The following is a 17,068-nucleotide window of genomic DNA, read 5'->3' as shown; positions in this document are numbered from 1 at the left end:
TGTAGTGGTGCACATCGCACCGTGAGGGCGGCCGTCCGGTGCACATCGCGCTTGGCCGCCCGGTCGTCCGCACCTCACCATGGTCGGACCACACGTCGCCGTCGCCACGTCTCCCGTCGCCCCGCCGCTCCGTTCTCCCGTCGCCCACCACCCCGCTGTCCTGCCCGCGGCCGCTGTCCTGTCGTTCCTTCCGCCACCCCGCCACCCCGCCACCCCGCCACCCCGCCACCCCGCCACCCCGCCACCCCGCCACCCCGCCACCCCGCCACCCCGTTCTCCCGCCCTCCCGCTGCCGTCTCGTCGTCTGGAGCCGCTGCCCATGTCCGTTCCCTCAGCCCGGCCCGCCGCCGAGCACCTCGACGTCCTGATCATCGGCGCCGGCATCTCCGGCATCGGGGCCGGCCGCTATCTGAAGACCGGACTCCCGTCGAAGACCTTCGCGATCCTGGAGGCCCGGGCCGCCTCCGGCGGGACCTGGGACCTGTTCCGCTACCCGGGGATCCGGTCCGACTCCGACCTGCACACCTTCGGCTACGAGTTCAAGCCGTGGCGGGACGAGGAGTCCATCGCCGCCGCGCCCCGGATCCTGTCGTACCTGCGCGAGACCGCGACCGAGAACGGCCTCGACGCCCACATCCGCTACCACCACAAGGTGCTCTCCGCCTCCTGGTCGAGCGACCGGGCGCGGTGGACGGTGCACGTCGAGCACGCCGACACCGGCGAGCGGACGACGCTCACCTGCTCCTGGCTGTTCTGCGCGGGCGGCTACTACCGCTACGACCAGGGGTTCACCCCGCACTTCGAGGGCCGGGAGCGCTTCCGCGGCACGATCGTCCACCCGCAGCACTGGCCCGAGGACCTCGACCACACCGGCAAGCGGGTGCTGGTGATCGGCAGCGGCGCCACCGCGGTCACGCTGCTGCCCGCCATGGCCGACACCGCCGCGCACGTGACGATGCTCCAGCGGACCCCGTCGTACGTCATGCCGGTGTCGAAGAAGGACGTGGTCGCCAACGCCCTGAAGAAGTACCTCGGGCAGGAGCGGGGATACGCGCTGACCCGGCGCAAGAACATCGCCCAGCAGCACTTCGTCTGGGCCTTCTGCCGACGCTGCCCGAAGGCCGCGCGCAAGGTCATCCGGTGGGTCAACGCCAGACAACTGCCCGAGGGCTACCCGGTCGACGAACACTTCAACCCGCCGTACGACCCCTGGGACCAGCGCCTGTGCGCCGTGCCCGACGGGGACCTGTTCAAGGCCATCCGCGCCGGGAAGGCCTCGGTCGTCACCGACCGGATCGCCACCTTCACCGAGGACGGGGTACGACTGGAGTCCGGCCGCGAACTCGGGGCCGACGTCGTCGTCACCGCGACCGGTCTGGACGTGCAGGTGTTCGGCGGGATCCGGATCACCGTCGACGGCGAGGAGGTCCGTCCCTCCGACACCGTCGCCTACAAGGGCATGATGCTCTCCGGAGTGCCCAACCTGGCCTTCTCGATCGGCTACACCAACAGCTCCTGGACGCTGAAGGTCGGCCTGCTGTGCGAGCACTTCTGCCGGCTCCTCGCGCACATGGACGCCTCCGGCCACGACGTCTGCCGGCCCGAGCCCGCCGATCCGGCGATGCCGACCCGGCCGTTCCTCGACTTCGACGCCGGCTACGTCCGGCGCGCGGTCGACCGGCTGCCCCGCCAGGGCGACCGGATGCCGTGGCTGACCTCGATGGACTACCACTCGGACGTCAAGCTGCTCCGTTCCGACAGCGTCGTCGACCCGGAACTGCACTTCACCCGGTCCGGGGCCGCCCGCGCCACGACGACACCCGCCCGCACCACGACGACGGCTCCCTGACGAGAGGGATGACGGCTCCCCGGTGGGGGGCGAGGGGCGAGGGGCGACGGTCTTCGGGGGAGCGGGACGACGGCCGTCGGGCGGGGGAGGGGAGAGGCGCGGGCACACCCCTCCCCTCCCTCCCTACCGGTCGGTATGCTCAGCGCCACCCGACGTCCCAGGGAGACGCCATGCCCACCGCCCTGCGCATCTGCCCCCTCTGCGAAGCGACCTGCGGACTGACCCTGACGCTCGAAGGGACCCGGGTCACCGGGGCGCGCGGCGACCGCGACGACGTCTTCAGCCGGGGGTTCGTCTGCCCCAAGGGCGCCGCGTTCCCCGAGGTCGACGCCGACCCGGACCGGCTCCGCCGCCCCATGGTCCGGAAGGACGGCGAACTCCGGGAGGTCGACTGGGCCGAGGCGTTCGACACGATCGCCGCCCGAATGCGTCCGATCGTCGAGGAGTACGGGCCGGACGCCGTGGGTATCGTCCTGGGGAACCCCAACGTGCACACGATGGCCGGAGCCCTCTACCCGCCCCTGCTCGTCGGCGCGCTGCGCACCCGGAACCTCTTCACGGCGTCCACGCTCGACCAGATGCCCAAGCACGTGTCCAGCGGCCTGCTCTTCGGGGACCCCCTCGCCGTCCCCGTGCCGGACCTGGACCGCACCGACCACCTGCTCGTGCTCGGCGCCAACCCCCTCGACTCCAACGGCAGCCTGTGCACCGCCCCCGACTTCCCCGGCAGGCTCAAGGCGCTCCGCCGGCGCGGCGGCACCCTCACCGTCGTCGACCCCCGGCGCACCCGCACCGCGCGCCTCGCCGACCGGCACGTCGCGATCCGCCCCGGCGCCGACGCGCTGCTCCTCGCCGCCCTCGTCCACACCCTCTTCGCGGAGGGCCTCACCGCCCTCGGACCGCTCGCCGCCCACGTCGAGGGCGTCGAGGAGGTACGGGCCGCGGTGCGGGAGTTCAGCCCCGAGGCGGTCGCCGACGCCTGCGACGTGGACGCCGCCACCGTCCGCGCCCTCGCCCGGGAGCTCGCCGCCGCGCCCACCGCCGCCGTCTACGGGCGGATGGGCAGCTCCACCGTGGCGTACGGCACCCTCGGCAACTGGCTGGTCGACGTCCTCAACATCCTCACCGGCAATCTCGACCGGCCCGGCGGCGCGCTGTTCCCGCTCTCCGCCACCGCGCCCGCCCCGCGCCCCGCGGGACCCGGCAGGGGCTTCGCCCTCGGCCGCCGGCACAGCCGGGTCTCGCACCACCCCGAGGTCAAGGGGGAGTTGCCGCTGGTCGCGCTCGCCGAGGAGATCGAGACCCCGGGGGAGGGGCGGATCCGCGCCCTCGTCACCATCGCCGCCAACCCCGTCCTGTCCGCCCCCGACGGAGACCGCCTCGACGCGGCCCTCGGCTCCCTCGACCTGATGGTCGCCGTCGACCCGTACCTCAACGAGACCACCCGCCACGCCGACGTCCTGCTGCCCCCGCCCCCACCCTCGCAGAGCGCCCACTTCGACTTCGCCTTCAACGGGTTCGCCGTCCGCGACCAGGTCCGTCACACCCCGGCGGCGGTTCCCCTCGAAGCGGGCCGGATGGACGAGTGCGAGATCCACGCCCGGCTGATCCTCGCGGTTTCGGGCACGCACGGCGCGCCGCCCTCGGCCGTGGACGACCTCGCCGTCCGCACCACCCTCGCCAAGGCCGTGGCGCAGGAGCACTCGCCGGCGTACGGTGCCGACCCCGAGGAGTTCGCGGCCCGGCTCACCGGGGACACCGGGGCCGAGCGGCGACTCGACCTGATGCTGCGGCTCGGCCCGTACGGGCTCACCCTCGACGAGCTGAAGGCGCACCCGCACGGCATCGACCTCGGCCCGCTCAAGCCCCGTCTGCCCCAGCTCCTGAAGACCCGCAGCGGACGGATCGAACTCCTGCCCGCGCCGCTCGCCGCCGACCTGCCCCGGCTGCGCGCCGCGCTCGACGCCGTACCCGACCCGGACGCCCTCCGGCTCGTCGGGCGCAGGCACCTGCGCTCGAACAACAGCTGGCTGCACAACACGCCCGCGCTCGGCGGCGGTTCGAACCGGTGCACCCTCCAGGTGCACCCCCGGGACGCGGACCGGCTGCGGCTGACCGACGGCGGGCTCGCGCGGATCAAGGGGGAGGGCGGCGAACTGGAGGTGCCGGTCGAGGTCACCGACGGGGTGCGGCCGGGCGTGGTGAGCCTTCCGCACGGCTGGGGTCACGACCGGGCGGGCACCCGGCTCGCCGTGGCGTCCGTCCGCCCCGGAGTCAACGTCAACCAGCTCCTCGACGGGTCGCGGATCGACCCCCTCTCCGGCACCGCCGTGCTCAACGGCTTCCCCGTCGAGGTGTCGCCCCTGCCGTGAGCCGGGGTGTCGCCCTGCCGTGGTCCGGGGTGCCGCTCCACTGCGATCCGGCGTGATCCTGAACGCCTCCCGGTCACGGCACGGGGCGCCTCCCGGTCAGGGCACGGGGCGTCGCCCTGCCGAGTCTCCCACCTGCACCCCGTATTGACCTGGGGTTTTGCTCGTATTGCTCACGCGTCAACACCTTGTTAACGGCGGAAGGGGGCACCTACGGTCGTCCGGACCGCCGCTCGGCGGCAGTTCAAGGGTGAACGTGAGGTGTCCTCCATGCTGACCGTCCTCGGCTTCGCCATGATCGCGACCTTCCTGGTCCTGATCATGACGAAGAAGATGTCGCCGATCGCGGCGCTCGTGCTGATCCCCGCGCTCTTCTGCGTCGCGGTCGGGCAGGGGGCCCGGCTCGGCGACTACGTCATCGACGGCGTCGGCAACCTGGCGCCGACGGCCGCGATGCTGATGTTCGCGATCGTCTACTTCGGCGTCATGATCGACGTCGGCCTCTTCGACCCGATCGTCCGGGGCATCCTGCGCTTCTGCAAGGCCGACCCCGTGCGGATCGTCGTGGGCACGGCGGTGCTCGCCGCGATCGTCTCCCTGGACGGTGACGGCTCCACCACGTTCATGATCACCGTCTCGGCGATGTACCCGCTCTACAAGCGGCTCGGGATGAGCCTGGTCGTCATGACGGGCGTCGCCGCCACCGCCAACGGCGTCATGAACACCCTGCCCTGGGGCGGCCCCACCGCCCGCGCCGCGACCGCCCTGAAACTGGACGCCTCCGACATCTTCGTGCCGATGATCCCGGCGCTCGGAGCGGGCCTGCTCTTCGTCTTCGCCCTCGCGTACGTCCTCGGCCGCCGCGAGCGCAAGCGCATCGGTTACCTCACGCTCGACGAGGCCCTGGTCCCGGAGACCGGCACGGTGCTGGTCGCGGCCGGTGGCGGTACCGCTCGTGGCGGCGGCAAGCGCGCGGGCGACGGCGCGGCCGCCGGTGCGCATGAGGGCGAGGGCGAGGGTACGGGAGCCGGGGCCGGTGCGGAGGACGGTGACGGGTTCCAGGGGCTCGATCCCGACCGGCCCACGCTGCGGCCCCGGCTGTACTGGTTCAACGCCGGTCTGACGGTCGCGCTGCTCACCGCGATGATCCTCGAACTGCTGCCGATCCCGGTGCTGTTCCTCCTCGGCGCCGCCCTCGCGCTCACCGTCAACTACCCGGACATGGCCGAGCAGAAGGCCCGCATCGCCGCCCACGCCGACAACGTCCTCAACGTCTCCGGCATGGTCTTCGCCGCCGCCGTCTTCACCGGCGTCCTCACCGGCACGGGCATGGTCGAGCACATGGCGGACTGGCTCGTCGGCGCGATCCCCGAGGGCATGGGGCCGCACATGGGCCTGGTCACCGGAGTGCTGAGCCTCCCGCTCACCTACTTCATGTCGAACGACGGCTTCTACTTCGGCGTGCTTCCGGTCCTCGCGGAGGCGGGCGCGGCCCACGGCGTGTCACCCGTGGAGATCGCCCGGGCCTCGATCGTCGGCCAGGCCCTGCACATGTCGAGCCCGCTGGTGCCGGCGGTGTACGTGCTCGTGGGCATGGCGAAGGTGGAGTTCGGCGACCACACCAGGTTCACGGTGAAGTGGGCCGCGCTGACCTCGCTGGTCGTGCTGGCGGCGGCGGTCCTCCTCGGGATCGTCTGAAGCGCCCGGTCCCCGGGGTCTCCGGTCGCCGGACCCGGCCGGTCCCCGGGGTTTCCCGTCTCCGGGCCCGTCCGGACTCGCCCGGGTCCGGCGGGCTGTGCGCCGGACGGGCGACTCGGAGATCGACACGAGCATGTCGCCACCCTCCGCAGTCATCTGATGACTGATAGTCGGATTATCGGCTGAAACGCCCGACATGTCCTTTCCTGGAGGAGCTCGCATGCCCGCTCGTGCTGTCCGCCCCCTCGCCGCCACCCTCGCGGCCACGGCCGCCTTCGGCGGCCTCGCCCTCGCCGGCGCCCCGGCCGCGTTCGCCGCTCCCGGCGACAACGGCGACATCAAGGTCCACAAGGTCGGCACCCCCTACGGCGACCTGAACGACGAGGCGAGGGTCTGCAAGTTCTACCTCGCGGCCTTCAACTTCGACATCCTCCAGGAGGTCAGCTGGGAGATCACCCCGCAGCCGCCCCGGCCCGAGGTCCCCACCCTCAGCGGCCGCGTCGCGCTGAACACCGGGATGGGCCACACCAACCCGCTGACGCTGCCCGAGGGCCAGTACCGGGTCACCTGGACCTTCCCGGGCGCCGTCCCCACCGGCAAGCAGAAGATCTTCACGGTCGACTGCCACGGCAACGGGCCGGGCGGACGTCCGGGCAACGGCCAGAACAACGGTCCCGGCAACAACGGCTCCGGCAACAACTGGTCGAACAACGACAACGCCGGCACCAACAACGGCAGCGGCGGCAACTGGTCCAACAACGGCCAGGGCCGGCCCCCGCAGGGCCCGGTCGGCGCGGGCGGCGGCGGCGTGCAGCTCGCCGCGGCCGAGGAGTCCTCCGCCTTCGGCGTCGGCGCGGCCGTCGCCGCCGGTCTCGCCGGCACGGCCGGACTGGTCATGTTCCGCCGCTCGCGCCGCCGCAACGATGGCGCCGCGTAGGTCCCGCATCACGCGCAGGCGGCGGCGCCTGTTCCGGCTGGCCAGGACCGTGACGGTGCTCGTGGTCCTGGTGGTCGGAGGCTTCTGGTGGACGGGCGGCGACGAACCCGCCGCCCCGCCCCTCGCCGCCGCCCCGGCCGCCTCCGACGGGGCCGGGGCGGCGGGGGCGGAGTCGGCGGGAGCGGTCGCGGCGGCCGGCGCTCCGGCCGCCCTGGGCCGCGAGGCGAAACCCGCGGCCCCGCCGGAGAGCGCGCCCCCGCCGAAGGGCGCCCCCTCTCCGAAGGCCACGCCTCCCGCGCGGGCCGTGCCCTCCCCGAAGGGCCAGGACGGCCAGGAGAGCCGGAAGAACCCGAAGAGCACGCCCTCCCCGAAGGCCGTGCCCCGGCCGAGGGGCGCGTCCCAGGGAGCGCTCGCGCCGCTTCCCCGCTCGCGCCCCACCGCCGTCGCCGTCCCGGCCATCACCATCGAGGCCCCCGTGACCGACCTGGACCTCGACAAGAAGGGGCAGCTCGCCACCCCGCCGGCCGACAACCCCAGCATCGTCGGCTGGTACGCCAAGGGGCCCACGCCGGGCGAGCGCGGGACCGCCGTCGTCGTCGGTCACCGCGACACCCTCACCGGGCCCGCGGTCTTCCTCAACCTCGGCGTCCTCAACCCCGGCAACACCGTCCGGGTCGCCCGCGCCGACGGGAAGGTCGCCGTCTTCACGGTCGACCGCATCAAGACGTACGCCAAGGACGACTTCCCCGACGAGGAGGTGTACGGCGCCACCGGACGGCCCGAACTGCGGCTGCTCACCTGTGGCGGAGCCTTCGACCGCAAGACGGGTTACGAGGCGAACATCGTCGTCTTCGCCCACCTCACCGACATCGCGCAGAAGATCTGACGCCCCCGGCGCGCCGAGTGCCGAAGCACCGAAGCGCCGAAGCACCGGAACGTCCGGTCGGCGGATCCCAGCCGCTCCGCCGACCTCCCCCGCCGCGTCCGGCGGGCCGCGCCCCCGGGCGTGCGCCCCGCCGGACGCGGCGGCGTGTCCGGGCGGACCTCCCGGAGCGGGCGCTCGGGCGGCGCGTCCGGGCCGCGCCCCCGGAGGCGGGGCGGAGCGACCCGGTTCCGTGCTCCGCGCCTGTCCGGTTCCGCCGTGGACGCCGCCCGGCCCGGGGCGGCACGATCGGCTCCGTACCGGAATCCCGCAGGGGTACGGGGGGCGGTCCGGGAGTGAGACCCGGGGCACGCCCCACCGCCCTGGCGCCGGAAAACTAACGGCGCTAGTTTGGGTGGGCGACGAACCCGTCGGTAACGTGAGGAGACAGCGGATGAAGGCGCACGACGCGATGTACATCGGCGGGGAATGGCGTCCCGCCTCCTCCACGGACACCATCGCGGTGGTCAACCCGGCGGACGAGCAGGTCGTCGGCCACGTCCCGGCCGGCACCGCCGAGGACGTCGACGCCGCCGTGCGCGCCGCCCGCGCCGCGCTGCCCGGCTGGGCCGCCACCCCGCCCGCCGAGCGCTCCGCCCGCATCGCCGCCCTGCGCGACGCGCTCGCCGCCCGCGCCGAGGAGATCGCCGCCACCGTCACCGCCGAGCTCGGCGCCCCGCCGCAGCTCGCCGCCGCCGTCCACGCCGGACTGCCGATCGCCGTCGCCGGCACGTACGCCGAACTCGCCGCCACCCACCCCTTCGAGGAGAAGGTCGGCAACTCCACCGTCTACGCCGAGCCGGTCGGCGTCGTCGCCGCGATCACCCCCTGGAACTACCCGCTCCACCAGATCGTCGCCAAGGTCGCCCCGGCCCTCGCCGCCGGTTGCACCACCGTCCTCAAGCCCGCCGAGGACACCCCGCTCACCGCTCAGCTCTTCGCCGAGGCCGCCCACGAGGCGGGCCTGCCCGCCGGCGTCTTCAACCTGGTCACGGGCCTCGGCCCGGTCGCCGGCCAGGCGCTCGCCGAGCACCCGGACGTCGACCTCGTCTCCTTCACCGGCTCCACCGCCGTCGGCCGCCGCATCGGCGCCCTCGCCGGCGGCGCGGTCAAGCGGGTCGCCCTCGAACTCGGCGGCAAGTCCGCCAACGTGATCCTGCCGAGCGCCGACCTCCCCAAGGCCGTCGCCGTCGGCGTCGCCAACGTCATGTCCAACTCCGGCCAGACGTGCAGCGCCTGGACCCGGATGCTCGTCCCCGCCGACCGGTACGAGGAGGCGGTGGCGCTCGCCGCCGAGGCCGTCGCCAAGTACGTCCCCGGCGAGCGCGTCGGCCCGCTGGTCAACGCCAAGCAGCAGGAGCGCGTCCGCGGCTACATCGAGAAGGGCATCGAGGAGGGCGCCCGGCTCGTCGCCGGCGGCCCCGAGGCCCCGCGCGAGACCGGCTACTACGTCTCCCCGACCGTCTTCGCGGACGTCACCCCGGACATGACCATCGCCCAGGAGGAGATCTTCGGGCCGGTCGTCTCGCTCCTGAAGTACGAGGACGAGGCGGAGGCCCTCGCCATCGCCAACGGCACCGTCTACGGCCTCGCCGGGGCCGTCTGGGGCGACCCCGAGGAGGCCGTCGCCTTCGCCCGCCGCATGGACACCGGCCAGGTCGACATCAACGGCGGCCGCTTCAACCCGCTGGCCCCCTTCGGCGGTTACAAGCAGTCCGGCGTCGGCCGGGAGCTGGGCGCGCACGGCCTCGCCGAGTACCTCCAGACCAAGTCCCTGCAGTTCTGAGCCCGCGCCCTTCCCGCGCCCTTCCCGGACGCAGCCCCGAGTCCCGAGTCCCGAGGAGCACCGCACGTGAGCCTGATCCGCGCCGTCGTCCTGCCCGCCGTCGGCGCTCCGCTGGAGATGACCGACATCGAGCTCCCGGAGCCCGGCCCCGGCCAGGTCCGGGTCCGCCTCGCCGCCGCCGGCGTGTGCCACTCCGACCTCTCCCTCTCCAACGGCACCATGCGCGTACCGGTCCCGGCCGTCCTCGGCCACGAGGGCTCCGGCACCGTCGTCTCCGTCGGTGAGGGCGTCACGCACGTCGCCCCCGGCGACGAGGTCGTCCTCAACTGGGCGCCGTCCTGCGGAAGCTGCCACCCGTGCTCGCTCGGCGAGGTCTGGCTCTGCGCCGACGCCCTGACCGGCGCGGGCAACCTCCACGCCCGCACCCAGGACGGCACCGGGCTGCACCCCGGCCTCAACGTCGCCGCCTTCGCGGAGGAGACGGTCGTCGCCGCCCGCTGCGTCCTGCCCGTGCCCGACGGCGTCCCGCTCGCCGACGCCGCCCTGCTCGGCTGCGCCGTGCTCACCGGCTGGGGCGCGGTCCACCACTCCGCCCGGGTCCGGGAGGGCGAGACCGTCGCGGTGTACGGCGTGGGCGGCGTGGGCCTCGCCGCGCTCCAGGCCGCCCGGATCGCGGGCGCGTCGACGATCGTCGCCGTGGACGTCTCCCCGGAGAAGGAGGCCCTCGCGAGGGCGGCCGGGGCCACCGAGTACGTCGTCGCCTCCGACACCACGGCGAAGGACATCAGGAGGCTGACCGGCGGGCAGGGCGTCGACGTGGCCGTGGAGTGCGTGGGCCGCGCCGTCACCATCCGCACCGCCTGGGAGTCCACCCGGCGCGGCGGCCGGACCACGGTCGTCGGCATCGGCGGAAAGGACCAGCAGGTCACCTTCAACGCCCTGGAGATCTTCCACTGGGGCCGCACCCTGGCCGGCTGCGTCTACGGCAACTCGAACCCGGCCGAGGACCTGCCGGTCCTCGCCGGGCACATCAGGGCCGGCCGCTTCGACCTCGGCTCCCTCGTCACCGAGCGGATCACCCTGGAGGGCATCCCCGGCGCCTTCGACAACATGCTCGCGGGCAAGGGCGGCCGGGCCCTGGTCGTCTTCCCCTGAGATCCCTTGGGATCCTTGAGATCCCCGGGATCCCTTGAGATTCCCGGGATCCTTGAGACCGCAGGGATTCCTGAGACTCCCAAGGCCCCCGGGATCCCTGGGACCTTGAGGCCCCGAGGTCTCACAGGTCGAGGGTGAGGCGTGGGCCGCGCGAGCGGCCCACGCAGATCATCATCGAGGCCCCCGCCGCCTTCTCCGCCTCGCCGAGGACGGAGTCGTGGTGCTCGGGCGTCCCCCCGAGCACCTTCGTCTCGCAGGTGCCGCACCAGCCCTCCTCGCAGGAGTACGCCACGCCCGGCACCACCTCCCGCACCGCGTCGAGCAGGCTCCGCCCCGGCTCCACCCGGACCGTCAGCCCGCTCCGGCGCAGCTCCACCTCGAAGCCCCCCTCGGGGGCTCCGGGGTCCCCGGCCGCCGGTGCCGGAGCGGCGGCCGGCGCCGCCCCGAACCGCTCCGTGTGCAGCGCCCCCGTCCAGCGCTCCTCCACCGCCCGCAGCAGCCCCTCCGGACCGCAGCAGTAGACGGCCGTCGACGGGGGCAGCGCCCCGAGGGCCGCGTCCAGGTCGAGGAGCCCCGCCGTGTCCTGCGGCACCAGCGTCACCCCGGGCAGCCCCGCCAGCTCCTCGCGGTACGCCATCGAGGCCAGGCTCCGGCCCCCGTACAGCAGGGACCAGGAGGCCGGGGGCAGGGAGCGGACCATCGGAAGGAGCGGGGTGATGCCGATGCCGCCCGCGACGAACAGGTACCGCTCGGCGGGCACCAGCGGGAAGCGGTTGAACGGCCCCCGCACCCCGAGGACCGTGCCCGGGCCCACGGAGGCGTGGATCTCCTCCGAACCGCCCCGGCCCGCCGGCTCCCGCAGCACCCCCAGCCGGTAGACCTCCCGGTCGTCCGGGTCGCCGCACAGCGAGTAGTGCCGGACCGCCCCGGACGGCAGGGTGACCTCCAGGTGCGCGCCGGGCTCCCACGGGGCCAGGTCGGCGCCCGAGGGATCGGCGAGCAGGAGCCCGAGGACGCCCTCGGCCTCCCGGACGACCGACCGGACCGTCAGCCGGAACACGGACATGCGACACCTCGAAGCTCGGAACGGACGGAGGGGGAACGGGGACGGAGGTCAGCGCGCGGCGCCCGCCGACGGCGGGAGCAGCGGCTCCGGCCACACCCGGCAGAGCACCCCGTACAGCACCGCGGCCACCGTGAAGGAGGCCGGCAGGCTCAGGTCGACGCCGTCCGTGAGGTCGGTCAGCGGGCCGACGTACAGGGGGTTGTTGACCCACAGGATCCCGACGAGGGAGCCCGCGGCGAAGGCGCCGGCCGCCCGCGGGTTGACCCCGCGCACGTACCAGTACCGCCCGCCCCCGCCCGTGGTGAAGGAGCGCAGCGCCTCCGCGTCGTACCTGCCCCGGTGGAGCCCGTACCCGACGAAGAGCACGGCCGCCCACGGCGCGACGACGGTGAGCAGCAGTGTCACGAACGCCGACATCGCGTCCATGGCGTCGTACACCACCGCCCCCAGGTACAGCACGGCCCCGGCGAGCAGCGCGACCACCGTGGTCACCGCCGCCCGCGAGGAGCGCCAGAACACCGAGTTGGCGGAGAGCCCCGCCGCGTACAGGCAGAGGCCGGCCTGCGGCAGGGTGCCCGCGAAGCCGAAGAGCACCACCGCCACCGCGAACCAGCCGGGCACCGCGTCCGTCAGGCCCTGGAGCCACGGCTCGTCGGGCACGGGGAAGAGGGTCGTCACGTACGCGCCGGTCAGCAGCGCGGCGAGACTGCTGAGGAACATCGCCACGCCGCTGGCCCGGGCCACCCGCCCCGGCCGCGTGGAGGACGGCATGAAGCGGGTGTAGTCGCCCTGGAAGGTGGCGTAGGACAGCGGCACGGTCGCGGAGGCGGTCGCCGCGAGCAGCCAGGTGTGCAGGACGCCGTCCAGGGCCAGCGGCCCGCCGCCGTACCCCGGGTCGAACTTCGGGGCCAGGACGAGGAGGGTGCCGAGCAGGACCGCCCCGCCGGTGACGGCGGTGATCCGGTACGTGCGGACGAGCGCCTCGTGGCCGCGCACGGCGACCAGCGCGACCGCCGCCGCCGTCACGAACATCGCGACGGTCAGCGCCCCCGGGCCCGTCGGGGTGGAGAGCAGCCGGTGCCCCGCCACCATGACGGCGGTGCCGCCGGTCCACACGGCGATGGCGAAGAAGCCGAGCGCGGTCACCACCGTGAGGACGTTGCCGACGACCCTGCCCCGCACCCCGAAGTGCGCCCCGCTGGACACGGGGTCGTTGGTGCCGGTGCGGACGCCGAACCGGGCCAGCGGCGCGAGCAGCGCCGTCCCGACGGCGACGCCCGCCGTGATCGCGCTCGCCGAGGCCCACCAGCCGAGGCCGAAGACCACGGGCAGCGCGCCGAGCACGACCGTGCCGAACGAGAACTGCGCGGACGGCCAGATCCAGCCGAAGTCGGCCGGGGACGAGGTGCGTTCGGCCTCGGGCACGGGCGCGACGCCGTCGTGCTCGGCCGTGGCCGCACGGGGCGGCGCCGCGGTGGACGCCGCCCCGGTCGGTGTGGTGGTCACGGAGCGCCTCCGGAGGGCGGGTCGGGAGCGGTGACGTCCTGGCCGGGCAGGACGTCGACCACCCGGATGGCGGCGCACGCCGCCCCCGAGAGCCGCTCCCCGCTCGTCAGGTCGAAGGTCGTGTGGTGCAGGGGGCAGGTGATGCGCAGCCTGTCCCCGTCGACCCTGCCGTACTTGAGCCGGCCCCCGCGGTGCGGGCAGACGGCGGCCGCGAGGACCTTGCGGCCGCCGGTCTCGACCAGGACGAGGTCCTCGGTCACCTGGCGGACGGTCGGCTCGTCGTCCCGCCGCCGCCCGACGGGCACGGCCGTCATGCGGCGGTCTCCCGCGCCCGTGCCACGGCCGCCTCCGTGGCCGTGCCGACGATGTCGGAGGCCAGCCGCACGCCCGCCCAGATCTTCGCGAGGTCCGGCTCGTCGAGCGCGCGGATCGCCGTCCGCATGTGGCTGCTGTGGTAGGAGTCGATGTAGAGGTGCTCGGTGTAGTAGGCGTCGTTCCTGATCCCGAGCCGCCCGGCCGCCCGCGCGAAGCTCTGGAAGGCGTACAGGACGCTGGTCTCGAAGTAGGCGTACGCGCCCAGGAAGTACTGGGGCGAGGACGCCCGGCTCGCCAGCCAGTGGAACATGTTGACGTACGCGTAGCACTCGGGGACCGTCTCGTCGAGGTAGTCCTCCAGGCGCAGGCTGAGGCCGAGTTCGGTCAGCAGGTCCCGGTAGAGCTGGGAGTGCGCCTTCTCCTCGTTGCCGCAGCCCAGTTCGTCGATGAGGACCCGGAAGACCGCCATCGCGGAGCGGTACGGCAGCCGGGGCACGACCGGCAGCAGGGACTCGGACTCGGTGAGCCCGTCGAGGGCGAACTGCCGCACCACGGTCGTGAACTGTTCGAGGGTGGCGTGCTCGGCGAGGAAGGTGGCGCTCTCGGGGAGCGCGGCCTCCTCCTCGGCCAGGAAGTCCTTGAGCGCGCTCAGGAGCTCGCCGGCCGAGCCGAAGCGGGGCGCGGACGCCTCGTACGCCCGCGCCTTGGGCAGGATCCACCGCTCCTCGATCGCGGTCATCGAGCCGTAGTCCCCCAGGCTGGGCACCCGCCGGTAGAGGGCGTGCAGCTCGCGCTGGGCGGTCGCGGCCGGGGCCGCGACCGAGTGCGCGGCCACGGGGGCGGAGGCGGAGGGGAGGCCGCTCATGCCGCCTTCGCCTCCTCGTGGGTGGTGGTCGAGGAGATCACGCCGCGCTCGTGCAGCTCCTTCTTGACCCAGCGGTACCAGTCGTCCCGGAAGATGCCGTACCGCTCGCAGACCGCGTTGAGCTCCGCCTGCCGCTCCGGGCTGGGGTCGACCAGCATCGCGTTGCACAGTCCGGGTTCGAGGTTGGCCAGCGGGCCGATGAAGCCGTCGACGCCGCGGACGTCGGCGAGGAGGTTCTCCCAGCCCTCGAAGACCGGGACGCCGGTGCCGGACTCGGTCGTCTTCCGGGTGAAGGCGGCGTCGCCGCTCGACTCCTTGATGCCGACGATCCCGGGGATCTCGCAGATCCGCAGCAGGGTGTCGAACTCGATGCGGTTGCCCGACAGCGCCTCCTCGTTGTACAGGAAGATCGGCACGTCGAGGGCGGCCCGGATGGCCCGGTAGTGGTCGACGATCGCGTCCTGCGTCACGTCGGCGCCGAACGGGGTGGTGACCACGACGGCGTCGACGCCGAGCTCGACGGCCGTGCGGGCCCGCTCGATCACCGAGGCGGTGTCGGGGAGCTGGATGCCGGCGAGGACGGGAAGCCCGCCGGCGTGTCTCACGGTGTACGCGACGACGTCCCGCCACTGCCGGGCGTCGAGCTTCCAGCCCTCGCCCGAGGTCAGGGCCGGCATGAGGCCGGTGACCTCGGAGCGGATGTGGTCCAGGAGGCGGGCGACGCTCTGCTCGTCGACGGTGCCGTGCTCGTCGAGGGGGGTGATCAGCGGGACGATCGTCCCGGAGTAGGTGCCAGGCATGGAAGGGGGGCCTTTCCGAGGTCTGTTCAGAGGGCGTCGGAGTCGACCGTCAGCACCAGCGACCGCTGGTAGAGGTCCTCCAGGTAGGCGGGGAACGCCGGCTCCCTGTCGGGGGAGGGGGCGCCCGCCGGGACGAGCGGCGCGACGGGCAGGCCGGCCGTCCGGAGCAGCCGGGGGCTCGCCGTGTGCAGCGTGCCCCCGCGGTTGGCGACCTGGGCGAGCAGCAGCCGCTCGTGGGTGGGCAGGCCGTCCAGCTCGGGCGCGCTGAAGGCCCGGCGGACGTCCTCCTCCTCGTAGCCGATCCGCTCGACGGCGAGGTCGGTGTGGAGGACGTCCATGAAGGGGTAGTACTCGTCCTGGGTCTTCCGGTCGTACCCCCACACGAGGTCGTCGCAGCGGCCGACCTGCTCCCAGCTCATGAGGACCCGGCCGGCGTCCCCGGCGGCGAGCCGGTCCGCGAAGAAGGCCTTGGCCGCGGTCCGGACGGCGTCGTCCGCGCTGTGCATGCCCATGAAGAGGGCGGCGTCCACGAACACCGGGGTGCCGCTGCCGGTGTCCTTGTCGGTGTCAGGCCGCATAGCGCTCGAGCACCTTCCGCATCCGCTCCATGGCGCCGGCGAACACCTCGGGCTCGCGGGCCAGGGCCAGTCGGACGAACCGCTCGCCCTTCTCCTTGCTGTTCCAGTAGAAGAAGGTGCCCGGCAGGACGTACACCTCCTCGTCGAAGAGGACGGCCTGGAGCTGGGTGGCGGTCAGGTGCTCCGGCTTGATCCGGAACCAGGCGACGCTGGTGCCGACGACCGGCTCCTGGAGCTCCAGGATCGTGCCGTCGAGGGCGGCGCGGGCGGCCTCGCCGTTGGTGGTGATGATGTCGCGGACGGAGGCGAAGCCGTCGGTGATGGAGTCCTCGACGTACTGCGTGACCATGTTGAGGACGAAGGGCGAGACGTTCAGGAGGACGCTGGTGTGGAGGTTGTAGACCTCCTCCTGGATGTCCCGGCTGGCGGTGATCATGGCGCACTTGGCGTCCTGGATCGGCCAGGTCTTGCCGGTGTCCTCCATGACCATGTACGTGACGCCGGACTCTTCGAGCAGCTTGTAGATGTCCACCCGGCCGACGCCCTCGTCGCACAGCGCGAAGGAGGCGAAGCAGAAGTCCATCACCAGGACCTTGTCGTGGTCCACGCAGTAGCGGACGACCTCGCGGAAGCCCTCCAGCTTCTCGGCGAGCAGGGTGAAGCCGGTGGGGTTGTTCGGGTCGACGAGGTAGATCGCGTCCGCGTGGATCTCCTCGACCAGCCGGTCGTAGATCGCGTCCTTGTCGTGCAGCGCCGACTCGTCCACCGGCCCGAGCGGCACCTGCATGTTGCGCAGCAGGTCCACCAGGTTGTCGAAGCAGGGCTCGACCAGCTGCACGGACATGCCGCGCTGCTTCAGGAACATGCCGGCGACCATGGTCGAGACGCTGGCGGAGTACGACAGGAGCGTGCGGTCCATGGCGCGGGCGGTCGGCTGCTGGTGCAGGCGGAAGAACGCGTCCAGGAACTGGCGCTCGAAGTGGGCCTGCTGCTTCGACTCGGACTCGTGCCACAGCTCGGGGAGCCGCGAGACGATCCGCTCCTGGGAGGCGGACTGGCGCTGGTGGGTGTGCGCGTCGGCCAGGTTGAACCGGGTCTTCAGGGCTTCGATCTCGTGCTGGGTGAGGTCGACGAACGTGCTGACGTCTGCCTTGTCGGTCAACGACATGAAGAACTCCCGCTGTCGATGCGAATCTGCGTCCGGAATTCCGGCGGCGGGGAC

The 17,068-nt window shown here is 73.3% G+C and carries 14 protein-coding genes; 7 read left to right on the top strand and 7 right to left on the bottom strand.

The window, feature by feature from the left end; translation table 11 throughout:
- Positions 1-319 precede the first annotated feature (319 nt).
- The 7 genes from ACIQKA_RS25670 (at position 320) to ACIQKA_RS25640 (ending at position 10,716) form a co-directional block, all read left to right on the top strand.
- The gene (locus tag ACIQKA_RS25670) at positions 320-1,849 is read left to right on the top strand and encodes an FAD-dependent oxidoreductase (RefSeq protein ID WP_391096028.1); all 1,530 of its coding nucleotides are present in this window, start codon (positions 320-322) and stop codon (positions 1,847-1,849) included.
- A 170-nt stretch (positions 1,850-2,019) separates the two neighbouring features.
- Positions 2,020-4,221, top strand: coding sequence for a molybdopterin-dependent oxidoreductase (locus tag ACIQKA_RS25665; RefSeq protein WP_402542495.1), 2,202 nt, complete (start codon positions 2,020-2,022; stop codon positions 4,219-4,221).
- 267 nt (positions 4,222-4,488) lie between these two features.
- Positions 4,489-5,916 (top strand): citrate:proton symporter, encoded by a 1,428-nt coding sequence (locus ACIQKA_RS25660; protein WP_391096032.1) that lies wholly within the window; start codon positions 4,489-4,491, stop codon positions 5,914-5,916.
- Positions 5,917-6,136: 220 nt separating this feature from the next.
- A complete protein-coding gene (locus ACIQKA_RS25655) occupies positions 6,137-6,853 on the top strand; it encodes a hypothetical protein (RefSeq protein ID WP_391096035.1) in 717 nt (238 codons plus the stop codon).
- Between the two features lie 55 nt (positions 6,854-6,908).
- The gene (locus tag ACIQKA_RS25650) at positions 6,909-7,739 is read left to right on the top strand and encodes a class F sortase (RefSeq protein ID WP_383156858.1); all 831 of its coding nucleotides are present in this window, start codon (positions 6,909-6,911) and stop codon (positions 7,737-7,739) included.
- A gap of 430 nt (positions 7,740-8,169) precedes the next feature.
- On the top strand, positions 8,170-9,561 hold the full coding sequence (locus tag ACIQKA_RS25645) for an aldehyde dehydrogenase family protein (RefSeq protein ID WP_383156849.1): 1,392 nt from the start codon (positions 8,170-8,172) through the stop codon (positions 9,559-9,561).
- A 72-nt stretch (positions 9,562-9,633) separates the two neighbouring features.
- The gene (locus tag ACIQKA_RS25640) at positions 9,634-10,716 is read left to right on the top strand and encodes a Zn-dependent alcohol dehydrogenase (protein ID WP_383156856.1); all 1,083 of its coding nucleotides are present in this window, start codon (positions 9,634-9,636) and stop codon (positions 10,714-10,716) included.
- A 121-nt stretch (positions 10,717-10,837) separates the two neighbouring features.
- Here the strand turns inward: ACIQKA_RS25640 and ACIQKA_RS25635 are convergent, their stop codons facing one another.
- From ACIQKA_RS25635 to ACIQKA_RS25605, 7 genes are read right to left on the bottom strand one after another with little or no spacing between them, the layout of a single operon-like run.
- Positions 10,838-11,782 carry a PDR/VanB family oxidoreductase gene (locus tag ACIQKA_RS25635; RefSeq protein WP_383156847.1) on the bottom strand — a complete coding sequence of 315 codons (945 nt, stop codon included), beginning with the start codon at positions 11,780-11,782 and terminating at the stop codon, positions 10,838-10,840.
- 48 nt (positions 11,783-11,830) lie between these two features.
- On the bottom strand, positions 11,831-13,288 hold the full coding sequence (locus tag ACIQKA_RS25630) for a purine-cytosine permease family protein (RefSeq protein WP_383156845.1): 1,458 nt from the start codon (positions 13,286-13,288) through the stop codon (positions 11,831-11,833).
- Positions 13,285-13,602 carry a Rieske (2Fe-2S) protein gene (locus tag ACIQKA_RS25625; protein ID WP_383156842.1) on the bottom strand — a complete coding sequence of 106 codons (318 nt, stop codon included), beginning with the start codon at positions 13,600-13,602 and terminating at the stop codon, positions 13,285-13,287. The genes ACIQKA_RS25630 and ACIQKA_RS25625 overlap by 4 nt, the downstream gene beginning before the upstream one ends.
- Positions 13,599-14,468, bottom strand: coding sequence for an iron-containing redox enzyme family protein (locus tag ACIQKA_RS25620; RefSeq protein ID WP_383156841.1), 870 nt, complete (start codon positions 14,466-14,468; stop codon positions 13,599-13,601). Before ACIQKA_RS25620 ends, ACIQKA_RS25625 begins: the two co-directional genes overlap by 4 nt.
- Entirely contained in the window at positions 14,465-15,268 is an 804-nt protein-coding gene (locus ACIQKA_RS25615; protein WP_383156839.1) for a dihydrodipicolinate synthase family protein, read from the bottom strand. The genes ACIQKA_RS25620 and ACIQKA_RS25615 overlap by 4 nt, the downstream gene beginning before the upstream one ends.
- 26 nt (positions 15,269-15,294) lie before the next feature.
- Positions 15,295-15,846, bottom strand: coding sequence for a DUF6190 family protein (locus tag ACIQKA_RS25610; RefSeq protein WP_402542493.1), 552 nt, complete (start codon positions 15,844-15,846; stop codon positions 15,295-15,297).
- Positions 15,836-17,014: an aminotransferase class I/II-fold pyridoxal phosphate-dependent enzyme gene (locus ACIQKA_RS25605; RefSeq protein WP_383156834.1), complete on the bottom strand. Its 1,179-nt coding sequence runs from the start codon at positions 17,012-17,014 to the stop codon at positions 15,836-15,838. The genes ACIQKA_RS25610 and ACIQKA_RS25605 overlap by 11 nt, the downstream gene beginning before the upstream one ends.
- Between the last annotated feature and the right edge of the window lie 54 nt (positions 17,015-17,068).

The sequence above is a fragment of the Streptomyces sp. NPDC092045 genome, assembly GCF_044756005.1.
GTDB lineage: Bacteria > Actinomycetota > Actinomycetes > Streptomycetales > Streptomycetaceae > Streptomyces.
Note: the sequence above shows the minus strand (reverse complement) of the source record. Positions and strands in the feature narration are given on the sequence as shown.

Coding starts and splice junctions, on each gene's coding strand:
- ACIQKA_RS25670 (WP_391096028.1), top strand. CDS start 320: ATGTCCGTTCCCTCAGCCCGGCCCGCCGCCGAGCACCTCGACGTCCTG.
- ACIQKA_RS25665 (WP_402542495.1), top strand. CDS start 2,020: ATGCCCACCGCCCTGCGCATCTGCCCCCTCTGCGAAGCGACCTGCGGA.
- ACIQKA_RS25660 (WP_391096032.1), top strand. CDS start 4,489: ATGCTGACCGTCCTCGGCTTCGCCATGATCGCGACCTTCCTGGTCCTG.
- ACIQKA_RS25655 (WP_391096035.1), top strand. CDS start 6,137: ATGCCCGCTCGTGCTGTCCGCCCCCTCGCCGCCACCCTCGCGGCCACG.
- ACIQKA_RS25645 (WP_383156849.1), top strand. CDS start 8,170: ATGAAGGCGCACGACGCGATGTACATCGGCGGGGAATGGCGTCCCGCC.
- ACIQKA_RS25635 (WP_383156847.1), bottom strand. CDS start 11,782: ATGTCCGTGTTCCGGCTGACGGTCCGGTCGGTCGTCCGGGAGGCCGAG.
- ACIQKA_RS25625 (WP_383156842.1), bottom strand. CDS start 13,602: ATGACGGCCGTGCCCGTCGGGCGGCGGCGGGACGACGAGCCGACCGTC.
- ACIQKA_RS25620 (WP_383156841.1), bottom strand. CDS start 14,468: ATGAGCGGCCTCCCCTCCGCCTCCGCCCCCGTGGCCGCGCACTCGGTC.
- ACIQKA_RS25615 (WP_383156839.1), bottom strand. CDS start 15,268: ATGCCTGGCACCTACTCCGGGACGATCGTCCCGCTGATCACCCCCCTC.
- ACIQKA_RS25610 (WP_402542493.1), bottom strand. CDS start 15,846: ATGCGGCCTGACACCGACAAGGACACCGGCAGCGGCACCCCGGTGTTC.
- ACIQKA_RS25605 (WP_383156834.1), bottom strand. CDS start 17,014: ATGTCGTTGACCGACAAGGCAGACGTCAGCACGTTCGTCGACCTCACC.